Annotated in this window: 23 protein-coding genes and 1 pseudogene; 11 read left to right on the top strand and 13 right to left on the bottom strand. The window is 71.8% G+C overall.

From position 1 onward, the window contains the following. Positions 1 to 73: 73 nt before the first annotated feature. The gene (locus AB0B66_RS42850) at positions 74 to 328 is read left to right on the top strand and encodes a hypothetical protein (RefSeq protein WP_360541251.1); all 255 of its coding nucleotides are present in this window, start codon (positions 74 to 76) and stop codon (positions 326 to 328) included. 63 nt (positions 329 to 391) lie between these two features. Then, complete coding sequence (locus tag AB0B66_RS42845) at positions 392 to 1159, top strand: alpha/beta hydrolase (RefSeq protein ID WP_360541249.1); 768 nt, start codon at positions 392 to 394, stop codon at positions 1157 to 1159. Between the two features lie 47 nt (positions 1160 to 1206). Here AB0B66_RS42845 and AB0B66_RS42840 read toward each other — a convergent pair whose 3' ends face one another. Both AB0B66_RS42840 and tnpB read right to left on the bottom strand, forming a co-directional pair. Next, positions 1207 to 1641, bottom strand: coding sequence for an HIT family protein (locus AB0B66_RS42840; protein WP_360541247.1), 435 nt, complete (start codon positions 1639 to 1641; stop codon positions 1207 to 1209). Then, the gene (tnpB, locus tag AB0B66_RS42835) at positions 1634 to 3136 is read right to left on the bottom strand and encodes an IS607 family element RNA-guided endonuclease TnpB (RefSeq protein WP_360541245.1); all 1503 of its coding nucleotides are present in this window, start codon (positions 3134 to 3136) and stop codon (positions 1634 to 1636) included. Before tnpB ends, AB0B66_RS42840 begins: the two co-directional genes overlap by 8 nt. 141 nt (positions 3137 to 3277) lie before the next feature. On the opposite strand from tnpB, the gene AB0B66_RS42830 reads away from it, so the two are divergent. Beyond that, entirely contained in the window at positions 3278 to 3832 is a 555-nt protein-coding gene (locus AB0B66_RS42830) for a YbaK/EbsC family protein (RefSeq protein WP_360541244.1), read from the top strand. 47 nt (positions 3833 to 3879) lie between these two features. Here AB0B66_RS42830 and AB0B66_RS42825 read toward each other — a convergent pair whose 3' ends face one another. Then, positions 3880 to 4596 carry a hypothetical protein gene (locus AB0B66_RS42825; RefSeq protein WP_360541242.1) on the bottom strand — a complete coding sequence of 239 codons (717 nt, stop codon included), beginning with the start codon at positions 4594 to 4596 and terminating at the stop codon, positions 3880 to 3882. A gap of 158 nt (positions 4597 to 4754) precedes the next feature. On the opposite strand from AB0B66_RS42825, the gene AB0B66_RS42820 reads away from it, so the two are divergent. The 3 genes from AB0B66_RS42820 (at position 4755) to AB0B66_RS42810 (ending at position 7542) form a co-directional block, all read left to right on the top strand. Beyond that, positions 4755 to 5204, top strand: a complete 450-nt coding sequence (locus tag AB0B66_RS42820) for a DUF3307 domain-containing protein (protein ID WP_360541240.1) — start codon at positions 4755 to 4757, stop codon at positions 5202 to 5204. A 140-nt stretch (positions 5205 to 5344) separates the two neighbouring features. Further along, positions 5345 to 6301, top strand: coding sequence for a phosphotransferase (locus AB0B66_RS42815; protein WP_360541238.1), 957 nt, complete (start codon positions 5345 to 5347; stop codon positions 6299 to 6301). A 212-nt stretch (positions 6302 to 6513) separates the two neighbouring features. Beyond that, positions 6514 to 7542 carry a prenyltransferase gene (locus AB0B66_RS42810; protein ID WP_360541236.1) on the top strand — a complete coding sequence of 343 codons (1029 nt, stop codon included), beginning with the start codon at positions 6514 to 6516 and terminating at the stop codon, positions 7540 to 7542. 93 nt (positions 7543 to 7635) lie between these two features. Here the strand turns inward: AB0B66_RS42810 and AB0B66_RS42805 are convergent, their stop codons facing one another. From AB0B66_RS42805 to AB0B66_RS42795, 3 genes are read right to left on the bottom strand one after another with little or no spacing between them, the layout of a single operon-like run. Continuing rightward, positions 7636 to 8382, bottom strand: a complete 747-nt coding sequence (locus AB0B66_RS42805) for a succinate dehydrogenase/fumarate reductase iron-sulfur subunit (protein ID WP_360541275.1) — start codon at positions 8380 to 8382, stop codon at positions 7636 to 7638. An 11-nt stretch (positions 8383 to 8393) separates the two neighbouring features. Continuing rightward, the gene (locus AB0B66_RS42800) at positions 8394 to 10334 is read right to left on the bottom strand and encodes a fumarate reductase/succinate dehydrogenase flavoprotein subunit (RefSeq protein WP_360541234.1); all 1941 of its coding nucleotides are present in this window, start codon (positions 10332 to 10334) and stop codon (positions 8394 to 8396) included. Further along, positions 10331 to 11032 (bottom strand): succinate dehydrogenase cytochrome b subunit, encoded by a 702-nt coding sequence (locus AB0B66_RS42795; protein ID WP_360541232.1) that lies wholly within the window; start codon positions 11030 to 11032, stop codon positions 10331 to 10333. The genes AB0B66_RS42800 and AB0B66_RS42795 overlap by 4 nt, the downstream gene beginning before the upstream one ends. 255 nt (positions 11033 to 11287) lie before the next feature. Here AB0B66_RS42795 and AB0B66_RS42790 point away from each other — a divergent pair, with 255 nt between their 5' ends. Further along, a complete protein-coding gene (locus AB0B66_RS42790) occupies positions 11288 to 12223 on the top strand; it encodes a LysR substrate-binding domain-containing protein (protein WP_360541230.1) in 936 nt (311 codons plus the stop codon). A gap of 367 nt (positions 12224 to 12590) precedes the next feature. Here AB0B66_RS42790 and AB0B66_RS42785 read toward each other — a convergent pair whose 3' ends face one another. From AB0B66_RS42785 to AB0B66_RS42765, 5 genes are all read right to left on the bottom strand, one after another. Beyond that, the gene (locus tag AB0B66_RS42785) at positions 12591 to 13400 is read right to left on the bottom strand and encodes a GNAT family N-acetyltransferase (protein WP_360541228.1); all 810 of its coding nucleotides are present in this window, start codon (positions 13398 to 13400) and stop codon (positions 12591 to 12593) included. 186 nt (positions 13401 to 13586) lie between these two features. Then, positions 13587 to 14237 carry a nucleotidyl transferase AbiEii/AbiGii toxin family protein gene (locus tag AB0B66_RS42780; RefSeq protein WP_360541226.1) on the bottom strand — a complete coding sequence of 217 codons (651 nt, stop codon included), beginning with the start codon at positions 14235 to 14237 and terminating at the stop codon, positions 13587 to 13589. Continuing rightward, on the bottom strand, positions 14234 to 14599 hold the full coding sequence (locus AB0B66_RS42775) for a hypothetical protein (protein ID WP_360541224.1): 366 nt from the start codon (positions 14597 to 14599) through the stop codon (positions 14234 to 14236). The genes AB0B66_RS42780 and AB0B66_RS42775 overlap by 4 nt, the downstream gene beginning before the upstream one ends. Before the next feature lie 199 nt (positions 14600 to 14798). Then, positions 14799 to 15707: a pentapeptide repeat-containing protein gene (locus AB0B66_RS42770; protein WP_360541222.1), complete on the bottom strand. Its 909-nt coding sequence runs from the start codon at positions 15705 to 15707 to the stop codon at positions 14799 to 14801. Positions 15708 to 15763: 56 nt separating this feature from the next. After that, positions 15764 to 16288, bottom strand: a complete 525-nt coding sequence (locus tag AB0B66_RS42765; protein WP_360541220.1) for a DinB family protein — start codon at positions 16286 to 16288, stop codon at positions 15764 to 15766. 72 nt (positions 16289 to 16360) lie between these two features. Here AB0B66_RS42765 and AB0B66_RS42760 point away from each other — a divergent pair, with 72 nt between their 5' ends. Then, on the top strand, positions 16361 to 16822 hold the full coding sequence (locus AB0B66_RS42760; protein ID WP_360541219.1) for a GNAT family N-acetyltransferase: 462 nt from the start codon (positions 16361 to 16363) through the stop codon (positions 16820 to 16822). On the opposite strand, the gene AB0B66_RS42755 is transcribed toward AB0B66_RS42760, so the two are convergent. Continuing rightward, positions 16779 to 17366 carry a histidine phosphatase family protein gene (locus AB0B66_RS42755; RefSeq protein ID WP_360541217.1) on the bottom strand — a complete coding sequence of 196 codons (588 nt, stop codon included), beginning with the start codon at positions 17364 to 17366 and terminating at the stop codon, positions 16779 to 16781. The genes AB0B66_RS42760 and AB0B66_RS42755 overlap by 44 nt on opposite strands. Before the next feature lie 95 nt (positions 17367 to 17461). On the opposite strand from AB0B66_RS42755, the gene AB0B66_RS42750 reads away from it, so the two are divergent. Further along, positions 17462 to 17650: a DUF1918 domain-containing protein gene (locus AB0B66_RS42750; RefSeq protein ID WP_203694847.1), complete on the top strand. Its 189-nt coding sequence runs from the start codon at positions 17462 to 17464 to the stop codon at positions 17648 to 17650. Positions 17651 to 17737: 87 nt separating this feature from the next. Here AB0B66_RS42750 and AB0B66_RS42745 read toward each other — a convergent pair whose 3' ends face one another. After that, on the bottom strand, positions 17738 to 18496 hold the full coding sequence (locus tag AB0B66_RS42745; protein ID WP_360541215.1) for a MerR family transcriptional regulator: 759 nt from the start codon (positions 18494 to 18496) through the stop codon (positions 17738 to 17740). A 152-nt stretch (positions 18497 to 18648) separates the two neighbouring features. Here AB0B66_RS42745 and AB0B66_RS42740 point away from each other — a divergent pair. Continuing rightward, positions 18649 to 19050: pseudogene (locus tag AB0B66_RS42740) on the top strand (ASCH domain-containing protein); the annotation flags it as partial. Further along, a partial coding sequence (locus AB0B66_RS42735) for a maleylpyruvate isomerase N-terminal domain-containing protein (protein ID WP_360541273.1) occupies positions 19045 to 19570 on the top strand: 526 nt, incomplete at its 3' end. The pseudogene AB0B66_RS42740 and the gene AB0B66_RS42735, both read left to right, overlap by 6 nt.

The raw sequence follows: 19570 nt of genomic DNA, 5'->3' as shown, positions 1-19570 counted from the left end.
GCGCCCGAAGCGGGCGGACATTGTGGATGAATGAGGTATCGCACTGAGTCGATCGAGCCGTTATTTTTTGTGCATGTCCGGGGACGCGCTGATGATCGGCATTATCGGAGTGCTGCTGGGGATCCTGGTCGGCCGGCGCTGGCTGAAGATGCAGCAGGCGGGCGCCGGGTACAAGTCCGCGGTCGCCGGCGTGCCGAAGGCCAAGGCCGGGGTGAAGACGGCTCGCAAGGCGTGGATGCTGGCGATCCGGGCCGCGATGCTGGCCGTGGTGCTGCTGTTCGTGTACGTCCTGGCCACGACGACGGCGGTGTTCCAGTCGGCGCGGTGAGCAAGATCACCGGTGGGATAACTCGGAGGCGCGGCTCCGCCTTGATCACTAGCCTGGCCCGCGATGACTCTTTCACATGACGTGGCCGGTGACGGCCCGACGATCGTCCTGCTCCACTCCACGGTCTGCGACCGGCGCATGTGGGACCCGCAGGTGCCGGCCCTGACCGGCGCGGGTTACCGCGTGGTGCGCTGCGACCTGCGCGGCTTCGGCGACAGCCCGATGCCCGACCGGCCCTACAACAACGCCGACGACGTCGCCGACCTGCTCGACGAGCTCGGCGCCGAGCAGGCCGCGCTGATCGGCGCGTCCGGCGGCGGCCGGGTCGCGCTGGAGTTCGCGGCCCGCTTCCCGCAGCGCACGACCGCACTGGCGCTGCTGTGCACCGCCGTCGCCGACCACGAGCCGAGCGAGCGCCTGCGCGCGTTCGGCGACCAGGAGGACGCGCTGCTGGAAGCGGGCGACGTCGCCGGGGCGACGGAGCTCAACGTCACCGCGTGGGTCGGCCCGTTCGCCGACGACGCGACCCGCGACCTGGTGCGGCGGATGCAGCGGCACGCGTTCGAGGTGCAGCTCGCCCCGCAGGAGGAGGAGCACGGCTCGGTCAAGCACGACGTCGACCTCGCCGCGGTCACCGCCCCGGTGCTGCTGGTGTCCGGCGAGCACGACTTCGCCGACTTCCACGACATCGCGGTGCGGCTGAACAAGCAGTTCGCCGGGTCGCGTCATGTGCACCTGGACTGGGCCGGGCACCTGCCGAGCATGGAGCGGCCTGACGAGCTGAACCCGATTCTGCTGGACTTCCTCCGCGAGACCGTCCCGGCTCGCTGACCGCCAGTGCGGCGAGGGGGCGGCTGCCCCTTCGCCGCACGCCCGGTTCAGGCGGCGAGCGCGGCGGCGATGGCGTCGGCGTGCTCGCGGGCCTGGGCGTCGTCGGTGTACTTGGTGCGGGGCCAGAAGAAGCCGCGCAGGCCGTCGCCCTTGCGGCGCGGCACGACATGGGTGTGAAGGTGCGGCACACTCTGACTGATCTTGTTGTTGAGGGCGACGAAGGTGCCCTGGGCCGACATCGCCGACTCGACGGCCCCGGCGATGCGCTGCACCTGCTGGAAGTAGCCGCCCACGGCGTCGGCGGGCAGGTCGTGCAGGGTCGGCACGTGTCCGCGCGGCACCACCAGCACGTGCCCGGGGAACACCGGGCGGGTGTCGAGGAACGCGACGACCGTGTCGTCGGCGTGCACCAGCCACGCCGGGCGTGCCCCGGCCACGATCTCGCAGAACAGACATCCGTTGCTGATTCCATAGTCAGACATCAGCAATCCCGACCTTTCGATCGGGAAGGTTCATGCCTCGCCGAAGCGTGACCGCTTGGGTTTGGCGATGATCTCCCGTTTCTGTCCGCTGGTGCGGGATTGCGCCACCTGCCCGCCCACCCGGCCGCCGAGGCGGTCGGGTGGTGGTGCGGGTCTTACGGTCGGCTCCACGAGGTTTCGACGCTTGCGCGTCCTGGTCTCCGGCCCCTCCGGTACCAGTCGATCCAGCCGCCGCCGCCAGGGTGGCAAGGGCAGCAAGGTTACGGGCCGCGTTGGCATCACGGTCCATGACCAACGGGCACTGCCCGCATTTGAAGGTCCGGACGTGCAGCGGCAGCTTGGTCTTCACCGCGCCGCAGTCCGAGCAGGTCTTCGAGGACGGGAACCAGCGCGAGGCCGCGATGGTGACCCCACCGGCCCACTCGCCTTTATAGGTCAATTGTCGGCGTATCTGCCCGAACCCGGCATCAGCGATCTTGCGGGCCAGACGGCGGTTGGCCATCATCCCCGCCACGTTCAAGTCCTCGACCACCACCGTGGCGTAATCGGCCCGGATGCTGGTGGTGAGCTTGTGCAGGGCGTCAGTGCGCAGGTTCGCCACCCGGTGGTGGACTCGGTTGCGTTCGGCGTCGGCTTTGACCCACCGCCGCGACGGGGTGCGCCCGGTACGCCGGTCGGGGCCTTGGCGGCGCGAGACCCGCCGCGACAGTCGACGCAGCCGGCCCAGCGCGGCATCGAAGTACCCAGGATTGGGCACGTAAGTGATCTTCCCTGTGCTGTCGGCCAGCACCGCCAGATGCTTGACCCCCAGATCAACGCCGACGGCCGTGCCCGGCGGGGCGGGACGGGGGGCGTCGCGGATGATTTCGACCTGGAACGACACGAACCAGCGACCACGCGCGAAGCTCACCGTCGCCGACAGGATCCGGGCCGTGCCGGCGGCCAGGCGGCGCTGAAGTTTGCGAGTGTTCTCATGGACCCGGATCGTGCCCAACCGAGGCAACGTCACGTGCCTGCGGTCGGCCTCGACCCGGATCGCGCCGGTCGTGAACCGGCACGACAAGCGCGCCCGACGCTTGGACTTGCGCCGGGGCATTCCCATCGCCCTGCCTTTGCGCACGCCTTGGCGGGAGGCGGTGTAGTTATCGAACGCCACCGCCGCATTGGCCAGACCAGTACTGTAGGCCTCTTTCGAATTTTCGGCCCACCAGTCGGCGAACCGCGGATCGGTGTGCTTGACCTCGTTGAATGCCTTCCGCAACGCAGGCAGCGACTGCGGCCGCCACGGGGTGAGCTGCTCCTCGTCGACGATGCCATAGGACTGCTCGGCCCTACGCTGCCACCATGACGCCGTCACCCACGACACCGCCCAGTTGTACGCAGCACGCGCCGCACCGCAATGCGAACGCAACCCGGCCTCCTGGCCCACGTTCGGGTCAAGAGCAAACCGGTACGCTTGCACCACAAAACCCGGCCGGAGCTCGAACTTCCTCACCCCCGGCCACCCCGGCCCACACGCCCCACCCCGGCACCATACATGCCCATGCCTGACGACCTTCGTCGGCACAATCGGGAACAGCTGGCAACCCTCCATGGCAACGCCGAGCTTATCGGTTGTCTGGGTAGCATCGGTCGCATGTCTGCTGCACCCATCGGGAACTTCGAGGCGGCCTGGCCCGCCGTGGACCGTGCCGATCTCGTCGCCGCGCCCGTGGCCGAGGCCCTGGCGGGTTGGTCAGGCACCGAGCCGGTCGAGTCGGTGCTGGTCGTCGACACCGACCCGGAGCTGGCCGACACCGGCAACTTCGGCCAGGCGTACGAGGTGGCCCCGGAGCTGTCCGCCAACTGCGTGGTGGTGGCCGCCAAGCGCGGCCAGGACGTGACCTACGCCGCGTGCATGGTGCTGGCCAGCACCCGCGCCGACGTCAACGGTCTGGTCCGCAAGCACCTCGGGGCGCGCAAGGCGTCGTTCGCGCCGATGGACGAGGCCGTGGAGCTGACCGGGATGCAGTACGGCGGCATCACCCCGATCGGCCTGCCCGACGGCTGGCCGGTGCTGGTGGACGCCGCCGTCGCGGACGCGCCGTACGTGGTGATCGGGTCCGGCAACCGGCGCGGCAAGCTCATCGTGCCGGGCAAGGTGCTGGCCGGACTGCCCGGCGCGGCGGTGCTGGAAGGCCTGGGCCTGTAGGTCGCGGTGGGCCCGGGCCGCCGGGGAAGCAGCCCGGGCCCACCGGTTCAGTTCGGCAGGGCGGCCAGCAGGCCCAGCAGCTCCCAGCGCTCGGCGTCGGTCAGTGCGTCGTAGACCGGCTCGTCGCGGCGGTTCGTGTCCCGCTCGATCGACACCCGCACGGGGTCGGTCGGCGACAGGGCACGCAGCTGGTCCAGGGTCAGCCCGGCGGCGGCCCAGGCGGCCCGGTGCGCGTCGCCGCGGTGGTGGCGCAGCGCGCCCAGCCGGGTGCTGACCTGCATCGCGGAAGAGGCGCCGGCCGGCTCGTACACCGGCGTCGCCGCCCGGAACGCGGGACCGCCGGTGGCCTCACCGGCCTTGAGCAGCACGGCGAGCAGCTCGGCCAGCCGCGGCAGCGCCGCCTCGCCCGGCAGCGCGCCGCGGAACGTCTGGGCCCACCGCTCCTGCGCCGCGTCGGCGATCACCTGCTGCAACGCCAGCGTGTACGCCCGGCCCGAGTCGGTCAGCGACCACGTTCCGGCATCGTCGACGGTCATGATGGCCTGCTCCAATTCGTCGCTCATGTCACCCGCGCCGTAGGCGGTGACCGCGGCGAACGCGTCGGCGGGCATCGGCCGGGCGAGCAGCCCGAAGTAGAAGCTGCTGTTCAGACCCTGGCGCAGCCCGGTCTGCTCGGTCAGGCGGCGCACCGGGTCGCGTGCGGCGTCGCGCATTCCGATGTAGACGCGGTCGATCGCGGGCCGGACGAGCGCGGCGTACGACATGTGGACTCCCCGTGGTCGGTTTCGCTGAACCCGCCACCCTACCGAGCGGACCGAACGAGTTCCAGGCCACAATCCACGCTCACTCCGTAGTGCAGCACACATCGAAACTGTCGGCTGGATCGCAGCAGGACGCGCTGAAGCGAGCCACCATGGAGGGCATGTCCACCGTTGCCGACCCGATGGTGGTGGCCCGCGCGGCCACCTTCGCCGTGGTGCTCCTCGTGCTGTATGTCGGGCACCAGCTCGGCGACCACGTCGCGCAGACCGACCGGCAGGCGGAGGGCAAAGCCGCGCCCGGCCGGCGCGGCTGGGCGGCGATGGCCGGGCACCTGGCCGGCTACCACGTGACCATGGCCGTGCTGCTGGCCGGTACCACCGCGGTGCTGCGGCTACCGCTGTCGGGCTGGGGCATCGCCGCGGGCCTGGCGTTCTCCGTGGCCACCCACGCGCTACTGGACCGCCGCTGGCCGGTTCGGGCCCTACTCCGGGCCACCGGCTCCCCCAACTTCGCCGAGCTGACCACCCCCGTGTGCGGCATGTACGCCGCCGACCAGGCCCTGCACCTGCTCGCCCTGCTCATCTCGGCCCTGCTCATCGTCGCCGTCTGAGGCGAAGCGCACCGTCAGAGGAAAGGAAGGGCACCTTCACATCGCTATGTGTTGTAGAAGGTGCCCTTCCTTTCCTCGCGCCGGGTGGGCCGGTAGAAATGGCGGGCGGGTCGGATGGGCGCGCCGGTAGCCTGCCCGGCATGGACAACACGGTGACACCCGACTGGGCCCAGGCCCTGGCCTGGATCGACGACACGCTGGCCGGAGCGGGGCTGACGGCCGCCGGGCCGGTCGAGCAGACGCGGGTGCGGCCATGGTCGGTGCTGGCCAAGGTTCCCGTCGGCGACACCGTGGTGTGGTTCAAGGCCAACGGGCACTGCTCGACGTACGAGGCCCGGCTGCTGGACGCGCTCGGGCGCTGGGCCCCGGGACGGGTCCTGGAACCGATCGCGATCGACGGCGAGCTCGGCTGGTCGCTGCTGCCTGACGGGGGCCGCACGCTGCGCGAGGTCGCCGCAGACGACCCGGCGCACTGGGAGGAGCTGCTGGCCAGGCACGCCGAGCTGCAGTGTGACCTCGTGCCGCGGGCTGCCGAGATGGTCGCGCTGGGCGTGCCGGACATGACCGCCGCGCAGCTGCCCGGCCATTTCGCGGCCCTGCTCGACGATCCGGGTGTCGGCGGAGCCCTGCCCGCGGAGCAGCAGGCTCGGTTGCGGGCCTACGAACCGGAGTATCGGCTGCTGTGCGAGCGGGTCGCGGCGAGTCCGCTGCCGGTGACGGTGCAGCACGACGACCTGCACGACGGGAACGTGTTGGTCGGCGACGGGTACCGGTTCTTCGACTGGGGTGACGCGTCGGTGGCGCACCCGTTCGCGGTGCTGCTGATCGCGATGCGGGTCGCCGCCGACCGCTACCGCCTCAAGCCCGGTGATCCGCTGCTGGCCCGGCTGCGCGACGCCTACCTGGAGCCGTGGACCGGGTACGGCACCCGGGCCGAGCTGGCCGCCGAGGTCGAGCCCGCGGTGCAGGCCGCGAAGGTGAGCCGGGCCCTGTCCTGGCAGCGCTCCCTGGAGGGAGCGGACGCCGAGGCGCTGGAGAAGTACGGCCCCGCCGTGCCCGGCTGGCTGGAGGAACTGCTCGTGGCCAACGTGCTGTGAGCATCCGGCCGCGCCCGCTCGCGGGACGCGGGTGTGCGTCGCCGGAGCCGCATTCGGCTCGGGCCATGAACCCGTCCCGTGACGAATACGCACGCGCGGGCATATACGCGGCTGCGGGCGACGGGCGGCCTGCCGTGGGGCGACGAGCCCGTTTCGACGCAGGTGGGCTGCGGGCCGTGTGCCTACGGCGTCGGCGGGGGTACCGTACGGCCGTGACGGCTGAGACTTCACCGCTGCCGCTGAAGGCGCGGCTGGCGGCGTGGCGGTACGCGTTCCTCACCACGAACCCGCCTGAGCAGGGTGTCGTCGACGGGGTGACCCGGTGGCTGGTGGTGACCCGGGCGGGGGTGCTGCCGATGACGCTGACCTCGGGCTTGCTGGCGGTCCTGCTGGCCGCAGTGTCCGACGCAGCGGTCGACTGGCTCAACGTGACCCTGGCCGTGGTCGGCATCGTCGTGGCGCATCTGGCGAACAACCTCATGAACGACCTCGCCGACACCGAGGTCGGCAGCGACACGGCCGACTATCCCCGGGCGCTGTACGCCCCGCATCCGATCCTGGCCGGGCTGGTCACCAAGAAGCAGCTGGTGGTGGGCATCCTGCTCTGCCAGGTGATCGATCTGGCGATCATGGTGACGCTGGTGGTGCGGCAGGACTGGTGGATCGTCGCGTTCGCGGTCGGCGGGCTGATCCTGTCGTACGCGTACACGGCGCCGCCGCTGCGGTTGAAGAAGATCGGGCTGGGCGAGCTGGACGTGCTGATCACGTGGGGTCCCCTGATGGTCGGCGGGGTGTACTACGCGGGCACCGGCACGCTGCCGTGGCAGGTGGTGGCCGCGGCGACGGTGTACGGGCTGCTGCCGACGACGGTGCTGATGGCCAAGCACATCGACAAGCTGCCGTACGACGGCCCGGCCGGCACGCGGACGTTCCCGGTGCTGATCGGCGAGCGGGCCGCCAAGCGGCTGACCCAGGCGATGATGGTCGCGTTCTATGTGGGCGTCGCGGTGCTGGTGGCGGTGCGGGCGCTGCCGTGGCCCGCGCTGCTGGTGGTGTTCGCGATCCCGCTGCTGGTCAAGGCGGTCGCGGCGTTCAACCGGCCGGTGCCCGCCGAGCCGCCTGCGCAGAACCCGGTGTGGCCGCTGTGGTGGGCCCCGATCGCGTTCCTGCACACCCGCCGCGCGGGCGGGCTGCTGCTACTCGGCCTGCTCGGCTGGACACTCTGGCTCACCACCCGCTGACCGCCCCGCCCCGCCGCCGCAGGCGGAGAACGAAGGAAGGGCACCTTCTTGACGGACGTCCGTTAAGAAGGTGCCCTTCCTTCGTTCGAGACCTCAGCTGGAGGCGCGCAGGGCCTGGCGGTAGTCCTTGTTGAGGCGGGCGATGGTCTCCAGGGGGATGCCCTTGGGGCAGACCGAGGTGCACTCGCCGGTGTTGGTGCAGCCGCCGAAACCGGCCTCGTCATGCGCGTTGATCATGTCGATGACGCGGGTGTCGCGCTCGGGCTGGCCCTGCGGGAGCAGGCCCAGGTGGGTGATCTTCGCGGCGGTGAACAGCATGCCGGAGCCGTTCGGGCACGCCGCGACGCACGCGCCGCAGCCGATGCAGGTCGCGGCCTCGAAGGCGAGGTCGGCGTCGGCCTTGGGCACCGGGGTCGCGTGCGCGTCCGGCGCGGAGCCGGTCGGCGCGGAGATGTACCCGCCCGCCTGGATGATCTTGTCGAAGGCGCGGCGGTCCACGACCAGGTCCTTCACGACCGGGAACGCGGCGGCCCGCCACGGCTCGATGTCGATCGTCTCGCCGTCGTTGAAGTGCCGCATGTGCAGCTGGCAGGTCGTGGTCGCCTTCTCCGGGCCGTGCGGCACACCGTTGATGACCAGGCTGCACGCGCCGCAGATGCCCTCGCGGCAGTCGTGGTCGAAGGCCACGGGGTCCTCGCCGTCGAGCGTCAGGCGCTCGTTGAGCACGTCGAGCATCTCCAGGAAGGACATGTCCGGGGAGACGTTCTGCAGCTGGTACGTCACCATGCTGCCCTTGTCCGCCGCGTCGGCCTGCCGCCAGATGCGCAGCTTCAGGCTCATCAGCTTCTCGGTCACTTGTAGCTCCGCTGGCTCGGGTGTACGTACTCGAAGGTCAGGTCCTCCTTGTGGAGGACCGGCGTGTCGCCGCCGAACTCCCAGGCCGCGACGTAGCTGAACGTGTCGTCGTCGCGCTGCGCCTCGCCCTCCTCGGTCTGGCTCTCGGCGCGGAAGTGGCCGCCGCAGGACTCCTCGCGGTGCAGCGCGTCGATGCACATCAGCTCCGCCAGCTCGAAGAAGTCGGCCACCCGGCCGGCCCGCTCCAGGGACTGGTTGAGGCCCTCGCCGTCGCCGGGCACCTTGGCCCGCTGCCAGAACTCGGCCTTCAGCTCGCGGATCTCGCTGATCGCCTTGCGCAGGCCCGCGTCGGTGCGCTCCATGCCGCAGTACTCCCACATGATGCGGCCCAGCTCGCGGTGGAACGAGTCGACGGTGCGGTCACCGTTGATCGACAGCAGCTTCTCGATGCGGTCCTCGACCAGCTTGCGAGCCTGCGCGACCTCGGCGTTCTCGGCGTCCAGCTTCGGGAACGGGCCCGCGGCCAGGTAGTCGCCGATGGTGTTCGGGAGCACGAAGTAGCCGTCGGCCAGGCCCTGCATCAGCGCGGACGCGCCCAGGCGGTTCGCGCCGTGGTCGGAGAAGTTCGCCTCGCCGATCACGAACAGGCCGGGGATCGTCGACTGCAGGTCGTAGTCCACCCACAGGCCGCCCATGGTGTAGTGCACGGCCGGGTAGATGCGCATCGGCGTGGTGTACGGGTCCTCGCCGGTGATGCGCTGGTACATCTCGAACAGGTTGCCGTACTTGGCCTCGACCGCGTCGCGGCCCAGGCGGCCGATCGCGGCGGCGAAGTCCAGGTACACGCCCAGGCCGCCGGGGCCGACGCCGCGTCCCTCGTCGCAGACGTTCTTCGCGGCGCGCGAGGCGATGTCGCGCGGAACCAGGTTGCCGAACGCCGGGTAGATGCGCTCCAGGTAGTAGTCGCGCTCGTCCTCGGGGATGTCGGCCGGGACCCGGTTGTCGCCCTTGGCCTTGGGCACCCACACCCGGCCGTCGTTGCGCAGCGACTCCGACATCAGGGTCAGCTTCGACTGGTGGTCGCCGGAGACCGGGATACACGTCGGGTGGATCTGCGTGTAGCACGGGTTGGCGAACAGCGCGCCCTTGCGGTGCGCCCGCCACGAGGCGGTGACGTTGCAGCCCTTGGCGTTGGTGGACAGGAAGAACACGTTGCCGTATCCGCCGGAGGCGAGCACGACCGCGTCGGCGAACTCGGTGCTGATCTCGCCGGTGACCAGGTCGCGGACCACGATGCCGCGGGCCCGGCCGTCCACGATGATCAGTTCGAGCATCTCGTGCCGGTCGTGCATCGTCACGGTGCCGGCCGCGATCTGGCGCTCCAGCGCCTGGTACGCGCCGAGCAGCAGCTGCTGGCCCGTTTGGCCGCGGGCGTAGAAGGTCCGGGAGACCTGCGCGCCGCCGAAGGAGCGGGTGTCGAGCAGGCCGCCGTACTCACGGGCGAACGGGACGCCCTGGGCCACGCACTGGTCGATGATCTGCACGGAGATCTGTGCGAGGCGGTGCACGTTGGATTCGCGGCTGCGGAAGTCGCCGCCCTTGACGGTGTCGTAGAACAGCCGGTGCACGGAGTCGCCGTCGTTGCGGTAGTTCTTGGCGGCGTTGATGCCGCCCTGCGCCGCGATGGAGTGCGCGCGGCGCGGGGAGTCCTGGTAGCAGTACGACTTGACCTGGTAGCCCAGCTCGCCCAGGGTCGCCGCCGCGCTGCCGCCGGCCAGGCCGGTGCCCACCACGATGACCGTCAGCTTGCGCTTGTTGGCCGGGTTGACCAGCTTCGCGCCGAAGCGGCGGCGCTCCCAGCGGGTCTCGATCGGGCCGTCGGGGGCCTTGGTGTCGGCGACGGGGTCACCGAGGGTGTAGTAGTCCGTCATGGTCATTTCACCAACCCTGTGAGTACGGCGAACGGGACGACGAGGAAGCCCGCGCAGGTGACGAAGGCGACGGCGAACGCGGTGCCCTTGAGGACGCGCTCGCGGCGGGCGTTGCTGACGCCGAGGGTCTGCAGCCCGCTCCAGATGCCGTGGCGCAGGTGGAACCCGAGGGTGACCACGGCCAGGACGTAGAAGGCGGTGACGTACCAGCGCTCGGGGGCGAAGCCCTGCACGACGGCGGCGTTGGCCTGGGCGGGGTCGGCGACCGGGTTGAACGTCCGGGTGGTCAGGTCCAGGATGTGGTAGACCACGAAGAAGAAGACGATCACCCCGCCCCAGCGCATGGTGCGTGCGGCGTAGCTGCCCTGGACCGGCTTGCGGTGGGCGTACTTGACCGGGCGGGCCTTGCGGGCGCGGATCGTCAGCACCGCCGCCGACCAGATGTGCAGGCCCAGCGCGACCAGCAGGCCGACCCGCTGGATCCACAGGAAGCCCGAGTACGGCAGGAGCGGCTCGCCGATCTCGCGCAGCCAGTGCGCGTAGTGGTCGAACGCCTCCGCGCCGAAGAAGATCTTGAGGTTGCCGATCATGTGCGCGAGCAGGAACAGCACGAGTGCCGCGCCCGAGATCGCCATGATGACCTTGAGGCCGACCGAGGAACGGAAAAGTCCAGGTCGGGAGAGGGTCTGATTCGCTACTGCCACGCCTCGGAGGCTAGGGCGAAGTGGATCAGGCGTCCAATGCATGGGAGCCGCTGTGTCCATAGCCGGTGACTATCTGGAAACCTCCTGCGCACCTGAACACGTGCTGAAAGATCACCTTCAGCAGCGCGGACGTGGTCCCACCCACTGGACACCCTGTGACGTTTCCCTCAGCACGTGGCCAACCTCACTGCCAGCACAAACGGACCTTTCCGGCACCCGGGGGCATGGCCGAAGCTATTTCGATAGCCTTAACCTATGAGCATGCAGCTGCAGCAGCTCAAGTACTTCGTCGCGGTCGCCGACACCCGGCACTTCACCCAGGCGGCCGAGCAGGCCGGGGTGACCCAGCCGTCGCTCAGCAAGCAGATCCACGTCCTGGAGACCGAGCTGGGCGCGCCGCTGTTCACCCGCTCGCGGGGCAACATCATGCTCACCCCGGCCGGAGAGGCGCTGCTGCCCCGCGCCCGGCGCATCCTCGCCGACGTCGAGACCGCGCGGCTGGAGGTGCAGGAGCTGATCGGGGTGCGCCGCGGCCGGCTGCGCCTGGGCGCCACGCCCAGCCTGTGCACCAGCCTGGTCGCCCCGGTGCTGCGCCGCTACCAGGAGGGCTATCCGGGCGTACGCCTCATGCTCGAGGAGGGCGGCTCGCAGGACCTGGTCGGCAAGCTCGCCCGCGGCGGCCTGGACCTGGCCCTGATCGTGCTGCCCGACCAAGGCACCGACCCGGCGCTGCGGGCCGAGCCGATTCTGCGCGAGAGCCTGGTCGTCGCGTCCTCGGCGACGCTACCCCCGCCGACCGAGGCCGGTGCGCTGAGCCTGTCCGAGCTCGACGGGCAGCCGCTGGTCATGTTCCGACCGGGCTACGACCTGCGCGACGCCACCCTGGAGGCGTGCCGCCGGGCCGGGTTCACGCCGACGTTCGCGATCGAGGGCGGCGAGATGGACGCCGTGCTCGGCTTCGTCGAGGCGGGCCTGGGCGTCGCGCTGGTGCCGTCCCTGGTCCTGTCGGGCCGCACCCGGCTGCGGTCCACTCCCCTGGCCCCGCCGGGCGTGCAGCGCACCGTCGCCCTGGCCCACCGCCGCGACGTCACGCCCACCCACGCCGCCCGCGCCCTGCGCGAGGTGCTGCTGGCCTACGTACACGAGGAGTCGGCCTGGTCCCGGCTGCCCGTCGGCGTCGAACCCATCTGACCGACGGCCTCCGTCGCCTGCCCGACGTGAAAGGAAGGGCACCTTCGCATCGCCATACGTTGTGGAAGGTGCCCTTCCTTTCCTCGCGGAGCGTCGGCCCGTAACCTCGCCGCCCTGGCGGCGGCAGTCAAGGCTGGTACCGGAGTGGCCGGAGACCAGGACGCGCAAGCGTCGAACCCCCGTGGAGCCGACCGTAAGACCCGCGCCACCACCCGACCGCCCAGGCGGCCGGGTGGGCGGGCAGGTGGCGCAATCCCGCACCAGCGGACGGAAACGGGAGATCTTCGTCAACCCGAAGCGGCAACGCTACGGTGAGGCAAGAACCGTCCCGACCGAAAGGTCGGGATTGCTGATATCGACTATGGAATTAGCAGCGGTCGGCGATGCAGGCGGTGGCGACGCGGACGAAGCCCTGGCGCTCGTACACCCGCGCCACATCCTCCGAGGCCGCGGACAGGAACACCAGCGCCGCGCCCTGGTCGAGGGCGTGGCGGGCGAGCAGCGCGGTGACGGCCCCGCCGAGGCCGCGGCGGCGCGCCGAGGGCAGCGTGGCCACTCCGACGATCTCGGCGACGTCACCTGCGCGCTGGTAGAGACCGCTGGCCGCCGCGCCCTGGCCGGGCAGCTCGGCGACGGCGTGGGCGCGTACGCCGCTGCGGATGTCGGCGAGCTGCCGGGCCAGCGCTTCACCGTCGGGGACGTTCAGCGCGCCGTCGCGTTCGGCCGGCCCAGCCTCGCCGGACGCAGTGCCCGGAGAGCCGAACCCGACGTGCGCGACGGCGGCGATCGCCGCCAGGTCAGCGGCGGCGTCCGGGGCGTCGGCGGCGACGATGCGGGCCGCGCCGGTGTCGGCGGGCAGCCGGGCGGGGTCGAGCACGAGCAGCGGGGCGCGCAGCACCGACAAGCCGGAGGCTTCGGCCAGCGCCAGCAGTCCTGGGGTGGTCTCGTCGACCCACTCGAACGCCTCGGGCACGTCGAGTTCGCGCTGGCGGGCGCGTACGGCGGCGATGTCGGCCGCGGTCGGGACAGGCCCGCCGAGGACCGGGCGGGCGTAGAACGGGTACGGCGTGTTCTGGCGCAGGAACAGTTCGAGGCCGCCGTGCCGTTCCACGGTGGTCCGGTCGCGGGGCACGGCGTCGTAGAAGCGTTCGAGGCGGTTCAGCAGATCGTCGGTCACCGGCTGAGGCTAATGGCCGCCCCGCGTCGGGTCGCGCGGATTACCCGGCGCGCCGTGACCGGAGACGGCCGCCGGAAGACGGGCTGTGGCGCCCCCACCGTGACCAGGCGCCCGCCGGGAGTGGGGATGGGAAGGGCACCTTCTACATCGCGGAGCGTTGTAGAAGGTGCCCTTCCTTCGTTCGGGTCAGGGGCGGGGCCAGGTGGTGAAGGCGGCGCGGACGGTGGCGCAGGCTTGCGGGGACAGGCCGTAGAGGTGCTGCCAGACGTCGTCGGAGAGGCGGTCGAGGCGGGCCATGGCGGCGGTGAAGTCCTCGTCGGACAGGGTCGGGTCGGCGCGCAGGCCCAGCTCGACGAGCTGCTCGCGGGTGTAGTCGCGCAGCGCGCCCGCGACGTCGATGTAGTCGCGGGGCTCGGCCCGGGTCGCCAGCGCGGCGACCTTGCCGCCGAGCACGTCCTCGACGTGCAGCACCGGGCCGATGTCCATGACGACGGTGCCCCGGTTGCGGTCGAAGCGGGCCAGGGTCAGCCGCATCACCGCGTCGGCGCGCGTGATCTGGAACTCGACGAGCTCGTCGTCGAGGCCGCCGAAGACCTCGCCGAGGTCGTCGCCGTACGCCGCGACGTCCAGCCCGGCCGCGGCCAGCGCCCGGGCGACCAGTGCCCCGGCGGCGCGGACCCCGCCGTCGACGTCGGTGAACAGGTCCACGTCCTCGGTCGCGCGGTGCACGATGCCGTACAGGTTGAGCGCGTGCCCGCCGCCGAGGGCGAACCCGTGCGCCTGTGCCACACCGAGCGCGATCCGCGCGACCTCGACCTGGAGTTCCTCGACCGTCATCCGGTGGCCGTCATCGCCCGCCGGTCGGCGGCGCGCAGCGCCGGGTGCCGCTGCTCCCACGCCTGGCGCACCCCGCGCGGCAGGAACAGCTGCGGCCACAGCCGCACCAGGGTCGGCCCGTCGAGCCAGGCCCGCAGCTCCTCGGTGGTGCTCGCCTCGCGCAGCACGGTCTCGTACATCCACTGCAGCAGGTGCGGGTTGTCCAGCTCGACGCGGCGGTCGGCCTGCCAGAACAGCCGGTGCGGCAGCACCGCGACACCGGAGGTCGGCCCGGTGAGCGCGGTCAGGTCCGGGGCCACCAGGGCACGGCGGCCCGGCCGCGCGCTCGGGGGCGCGGCACTGCGGCGATCGCGGCGGTCCACACACTGAGGGTAGCGGCTGCCGGACCCGCCGGAACAGCCACACATGTCCGCCTTCGCCCGCCGGTGACCGCCACACCGCGTGAACTCGGCATACGCTGCCGCGCTCCCCCGGTCGGTGCGACGCGCAGGCGCGGCACGCAGACCGGGCCGCGGCCTTCGGTGTTTGGCGGGGGCGCATCGGCCGGGTCGCGCGCCGGGCTCAGCGGCGGCGGGCGGGGCGGTTGCGCGCCGGGCGGGACGGGCGGGCGCGGCTGCCCGCGTCGCCGGTGGCGGTGTGCGTGGCGGGCCAGTGGGCGGGGCGGGTGTGCGTCGGCGGCAGCAGGGTGCCGAGGTCGCCGCGGGCCGCGTCGAGCTGCGACTGGAGCAGGTACAGGCAGCCGGTGAGGTCCGCGCCGCGGATGTCCGCGCCGCGCAGGTCCGCGCCCAGCAGATCGGCTCCGCGCAGGTTCGCGCCGCGCAGGTCTGCGCCGATCAGGTACGTCCCGCGCAGGCTCCCCCGGCGCAGATCGACATCCCGCAGGTCCGCGCCCATCAGGTCGGCCCCGGACCGGTCGGGTCCGAGCGGCCCGCCGCGCCCGCGGACCGCCGCGCTGGTCTGGCGCAGCAGGTCGGCGGCCTCGCGGCGGCGGGCGTCGACGTCGACGGCGGCCAGTTCCGCGGGCGTGCCGGCGGTGAGCCGCTCGGTCTGGGCCAGCACCCGGGCCAGGTCCGCGCCCAGTGGGCCGGCCGGCTGCAGCGACACCGCCTCGTGCAGCAGGTACAGCAGCTCGTGCAGGTGCCGCATGATCGTGAAGGAGGCGAACATGTCCCGGGCCGTGGCGGGTGCGGCGCGCCAGTCGCGGCCGCCGAAGGTGACCTGGGCGACCTGCTGGCCCGCGCCGAAGCAGTCGAACACGGTGCACCCGGCGAAGCCGCGCTCGCGCAGCTGGGTGTGGATGCCGCAGCGGAAGTCCTCGCGCAGGTTCGGGCAGGCGGTGCCGGCGGGTTTGTCGATCGCGAAGTCGCTGGAGCGGGCGAACGCGGGCGCGACGCAGCACAGCGCGAAGCAGCGCGAGCAGTCGGCGTGCAGGCGCTCGCGCCAGGTCTCGGCGGGTGGGGCGCTGGACACGACGACGGCTCCTGAGCTGGTCTTCTGGCGGTCGCTTCCGAGCCTAGCGGGCGGGTTCACTCGCCGGTGACGCCGTCGAGGGCCTCGCGGATCAGGTCGGCGTGGCCGTTGTGGCGGGCGTACTCCTCGATCATGTGCAGGTACACCCAGCGCAGGGTCATGGTCTCGTGGAGGCGCTCGTGGGTGAACGTGTCGTCCAGCGAGGCGGCGGCGACGGCGTCGCGGCAGGCCTGCTGCTCGGCGGCGAGCGTGGCGAGGTCGGCGGCGGCGTGGGCCGGGTCGGCCAGGTCGAAGGAGGCCCCGGGGCGGCCGTCGGGGTGGGCGTACAGCGCGGGGACGGCCTCGCCGCGGACCCGGCGGCGGAACCAGGTGCGCTCCACGTCGGCCAGGTGCCGGACCAGGCCGAGCAGGGTCAGCGTCGACGGGGGCGCGGACGCGGTGACGAGTTGCTGCCCGGTGAGCCCGGCGCACTTGTGCAGCAGGGTGGCCCGGTGGCGGTCCAGGAGGCCGTCCAGCAGGGTGCGCTCGTCGGCGGCGTACGGCTCGTCGGTGCGGGTGATCTGGGGAGCGGTCCACGTCATGTGAGGCATGATGCCTGTTTCGTCCCCGGTGGGCGAGACGGGGGTACGTCGCGCCGGTACGCTGCTGGACTTGTGATCGAGACCGAGCGGCTGGTGCTGCGTCCCCTGACCCCGATCCTGGCGGCGAGGATCGCTGACGGCGCGCCGCGTGAGCAGCGCTGGGCCGACGACTACCCGTTCGAGGGCGACCAGGCCGCCGCCCGGGGCTACCTGGGCGCGGGCGCGCCCGCCGGGCCGTGGGTGCCGTACACGATCGAGGTCCGCGCGAGCGGCCTGGTGGTGGGCGGCGTGGGCTTCCACGGCGCGCCCGACGAGACCGGCACGGTCGAGATCGGGTACGGCCTGGCCGAGTCCGCGCGCGGCCGGGGTTACGCCGCGGAGGCCGCGTCGGCGCTGGTCGCGCTGGCGTTCCAGCTCGGCGCGCGGCAGATCGTGGCGACCCTCGAGTACGACAACCAGGCCAGCGCGAACGTGCTGCGCCGGGCCGGTTTCACCGAGCAGAGCCGGCTGCACTGGGTCCTGGCGCCGGCCTGACCCAGCCTGCGGGCAGCGTGTACTCCCACCCCGGCTGCCACGTGAACGGCGCGCCGACCCGCTCGGCCAGGTCCGCGCCGCCCAGCAGCACGGCCAGGGCGTACCGGTTGGCCGCGTGCGCCACCAGCAGCACCCGTCGCCCGTCGTGGTCGGCGGCCAGCTCCTCCAGCAGGTCCGCGGTGCGCTCCACGACCTGCTGGTAGGACTCCCCGCCCGGAAACGGCACGTCGACGCGGTGGGCCCGCTCGGCGTCCAGCCGCGCCACCGGCATACCGTTGAGCTCCCCGTAGTTGATCTCCCGCAGGCGCGGATCGGTGCGGTGCTCGACCCCGCTGCCACCGAACGCGATCCGCGCGGTCTGCACCGCCCGGTGCAGATCCGAGCTGACGACCAGGTCCAGCCGCTCGCCGCGACGGCGTTCGCCCAGCTCCGCGGCCCTTTTCAGCCCGGTGGGCGACAGCTGCCCGGGCAGCCACCCGGTCGCGATACCGGCCTCGTTGTCCAGCGTCGGCGAGTGCGTCTCGTACACCAGGGACACGGCCATGGCCTGGAGTCTGGCACAGCCGACGCGGGCCGTGGTTGCCCGAAACGTGCATCCGACCCCGATTCGTCCGGACAATGGACGAGGAGGTGGAGGCCATGAAGGCAAAGGTCGGCGACACCATCGTCGTCGAGGGCACGCACGTCGGGGACCACCGCAGAATCGGGGTGATCACCGCGGTGCCGCACGAGGACGGCAGCCCGCCGTACACGGTCCGCTGGGAGGACGACCAGCACGAGGGAATCCTCTACCCGGGCCCCGATACCCACATCAAGACCACGACCTGACCAGAGATCACGACGATCTTGCGTGAACTGTCGCGGGTTCGCCCCGCCGGGGTTTACCCGCCGTACACGCAAGATCGTCGTGATGTCTTAGGCGCGGGCCACGGCGTTGGCGTGGATCGCGTCGTGGAGGTACTGGGTCATGCCCGGCTTGATCGCCTCGTAGGTGGCGGTGAAGCGGTCGTCGGCGAGGTACATGTCGGCCAGGCCGGTGTGGATCTCGTAGCTGCACTCGTAGAACCAGCGGCTGATCAGCTGACGGTGCTCCTCGGCCAGGTCCATCGCCTCGGGGCCCTCGGCGGGCGCGCCGGAGTCCATCAGGGCGGTGAAGCGGCGGCCCCAGTCCTCGTTCTCCTGCTTGTTACGCAGCCAGTCGTCCTTGGTGTAGCGGGCGGTGCGCCGGCTGGACTCCTTATAAGCGTCCGTGCCGCCCCAGCGCTGCTCCACCTCCTCCGTGTAGTCGTCGGGGTTGAAGTCCCCGAAGACCTCGAAGCGCTCCTCGGGGGTGAGGTTGATTCCCACTTTGCTCGCCTCCATCGCGAACTCGATCGCGGTGACCATCTCCTGCATTCGTTTGATGCGCCCGGTCAGCAGTTCGTGCTGGCGGCGCAGGTGCGCCGTCGCGTCGGACTGCGGATCGTCGAGGATGGCCGCGATCTCTTCCAGCGAGAACTGCAGCTCCCGGTAGTACAGGATCTGCTGCAGCCGCTCCAGGTCGGCGTCGACGTACCGGCGGTAGCCGGTGGCCGAGCGCTCGCTGGGCGACAGCAGGCCGATCTCGTCGTAGTGGTGCAGCGTCCGGACGGTCACGCCGGCGAGTTCGGCGACCTTGCCCACGGTGTAAGCCACGGTTCTCTCCCTTCCGAGAACCAGGTTCGAGTCTCCCGTTACGTGAGAGTCAAGCCGATAACGCGCCGCTGCGCGACCGGGTCGCGGTGACGGCCCGTCCCGGCAGACGCGGTCGACACTTGATCTAGGCTGGCGGCGTGGTCTACGACTCGCTGGGCGATTACGAACTGGGATTTCCGGGGCCGCTGCGCGACAAGCTCGTGGCGGCGGTGCTGGACGGGAGCAAGACCTCCACGACGGGGCTGCTGATCGGGTACGAGGTCGACGGCGAGCCGCTGCCGCTGCCCGGCCACCGGTCGACCCTGATCGACTCCGGCGGGCAGCCGGTCGCGATCCTCGAGGTCACCGAGGTGCGGCAGGTGCCGGTCGGCGAGATCGACCTCGCACACGCGATCGACGAGGGCGAGGGCTACACCACCGTCGCGGACTGGCGGGCCGCGCACGAGGACTTCTGGCACTCGCCGCAGCTGCGCGAATACCTGGGGCAGCCGGACTTCACGGTCGACGACGGCACCGTCGCGGTCGCCGAGCGGTTCCGGGTCACCTCGCTGATCCCGGACGAGACCACCGTCGGCGCGGCGGTCGCGGCCGAGTCGGCCGCGCTGGTCGCGGCGCTGCGCGCGGCCCCCGTCGCGGACCTGGACCGGCCGACGTGCTGCCCGCCGTGGACGGTGCGCGGCGAGTTCGCGCATGCCGCGATCGCGCTGTCGCGCACCCTGGCGATGCTCGACGCGCCCGCGCCGGCGGGGCCGCCGGTCGACACGGCCCGCTACTACTCCCCCGACGAGCGGTTCAGCCCGGCGACCGACCGGCAGCGGGTCGACACCGCGCAGGAGTACGCCGAGCAGCGCACCCCGGCGGAGCTGATCGACTGGTTCGAGCAGATGTCCGCGCAGGTCGTCGCCCGGGTCGCCGGGGTTTCGGGGTCGCGGCTGGTCACCACCCGCCACGGCGACCCGATGCGGCTGACCGACTTCCATGGCACGCAGCTGCGCCGCGACCGTGCCGAGCGGCGTACGCGGGTCCTCGGCGGCCCGCGCCGCGGCGATGGACAGCGCCAGCGGCAGGTGGGCG

It is taken from the genome of Catellatospora sp. NPDC049111 (assembly GCF_040648615.1).
Taxonomy (GTDB): Bacteria; Actinomycetota; Actinomycetes; order Mycobacteriales; family Micromonosporaceae; genus Catellatospora; species Catellatospora aurea.
Note: the sequence above shows the minus strand (reverse complement) of the source record. Positions and strands in the feature narration are given on the sequence as shown.

Coding starts and splice junctions, on each gene's coding strand:
- AB0B66_RS42805 (WP_360541275.1), bottom strand. CDS start 8,382: ATGAGCCTGAAGCTGCGCATCTGGCGGCAGGCCGACGCGGCGGACAAG.
- AB0B66_RS42825 (WP_360541242.1), bottom strand. CDS start 4,596: ATGTCGTACGCCGCGCTCGTCCGGCCCGCGATCGACCGCGTCTACATC.
- AB0B66_RS42820 (WP_360541240.1), top strand. CDS start 4,755: ATGTCCACCGTTGCCGACCCGATGGTGGTGGCCCGCGCGGCCACCTTC.
- AB0B66_RS42815 (WP_360541238.1), top strand. CDS start 5,345: ATGGACAACACGGTGACACCCGACTGGGCCCAGGCCCTGGCCTGGATC.
- AB0B66_RS42755 (WP_360541217.1), bottom strand. CDS start 17,366: ATGGCCGTGTCCCTGGTGTACGAGACGCACTCGCCGACGCTGGACAAC.
- AB0B66_RS42750 (WP_203694847.1), top strand. CDS start 17,462: ATGAAGGCAAAGGTCGGCGACACCATCGTCGTCGAGGGCACGCACGTC.
- AB0B66_RS42780 (WP_360541226.1), bottom strand. CDS start 14,237: ATGACGGTCGAGGAACTCCAGGTCGAGGTCGCGCGGATCGCGCTCGGT.
- AB0B66_RS42765 (WP_360541220.1), bottom strand. CDS start 16,288: ATGACGTGGACCGCTCCCCAGATCACCCGCACCGACGAGCCGTACGCC.
- AB0B66_RS42845 (WP_360541249.1), top strand. CDS start 392: ATGACTCTTTCACATGACGTGGCCGGTGACGGCCCGACGATCGTCCTG.
- AB0B66_RS42790 (WP_360541230.1), top strand. CDS start 11,288: ATGAGCATGCAGCTGCAGCAGCTCAAGTACTTCGTCGCGGTCGCCGAC.
- AB0B66_RS42830 (WP_360541244.1), top strand. CDS start 3,278: ATGTCTGCTGCACCCATCGGGAACTTCGAGGCGGCCTGGCCCGCCGTG.
- AB0B66_RS42800 (WP_360541234.1), bottom strand. CDS start 10,334: ATGACCATGACGGACTACTACACCCTCGGTGACCCCGTCGCCGACACC.
- AB0B66_RS42850 (WP_360541251.1), top strand. CDS start 74: ATGTCCGGGGACGCGCTGATGATCGGCATTATCGGAGTGCTGCTGGGG.
- AB0B66_RS42840 (WP_360541247.1), bottom strand. CDS start 1,641: ATGTCTGACTATGGAATCAGCAACGGATGTCTGTTCTGCGAGATCGTG.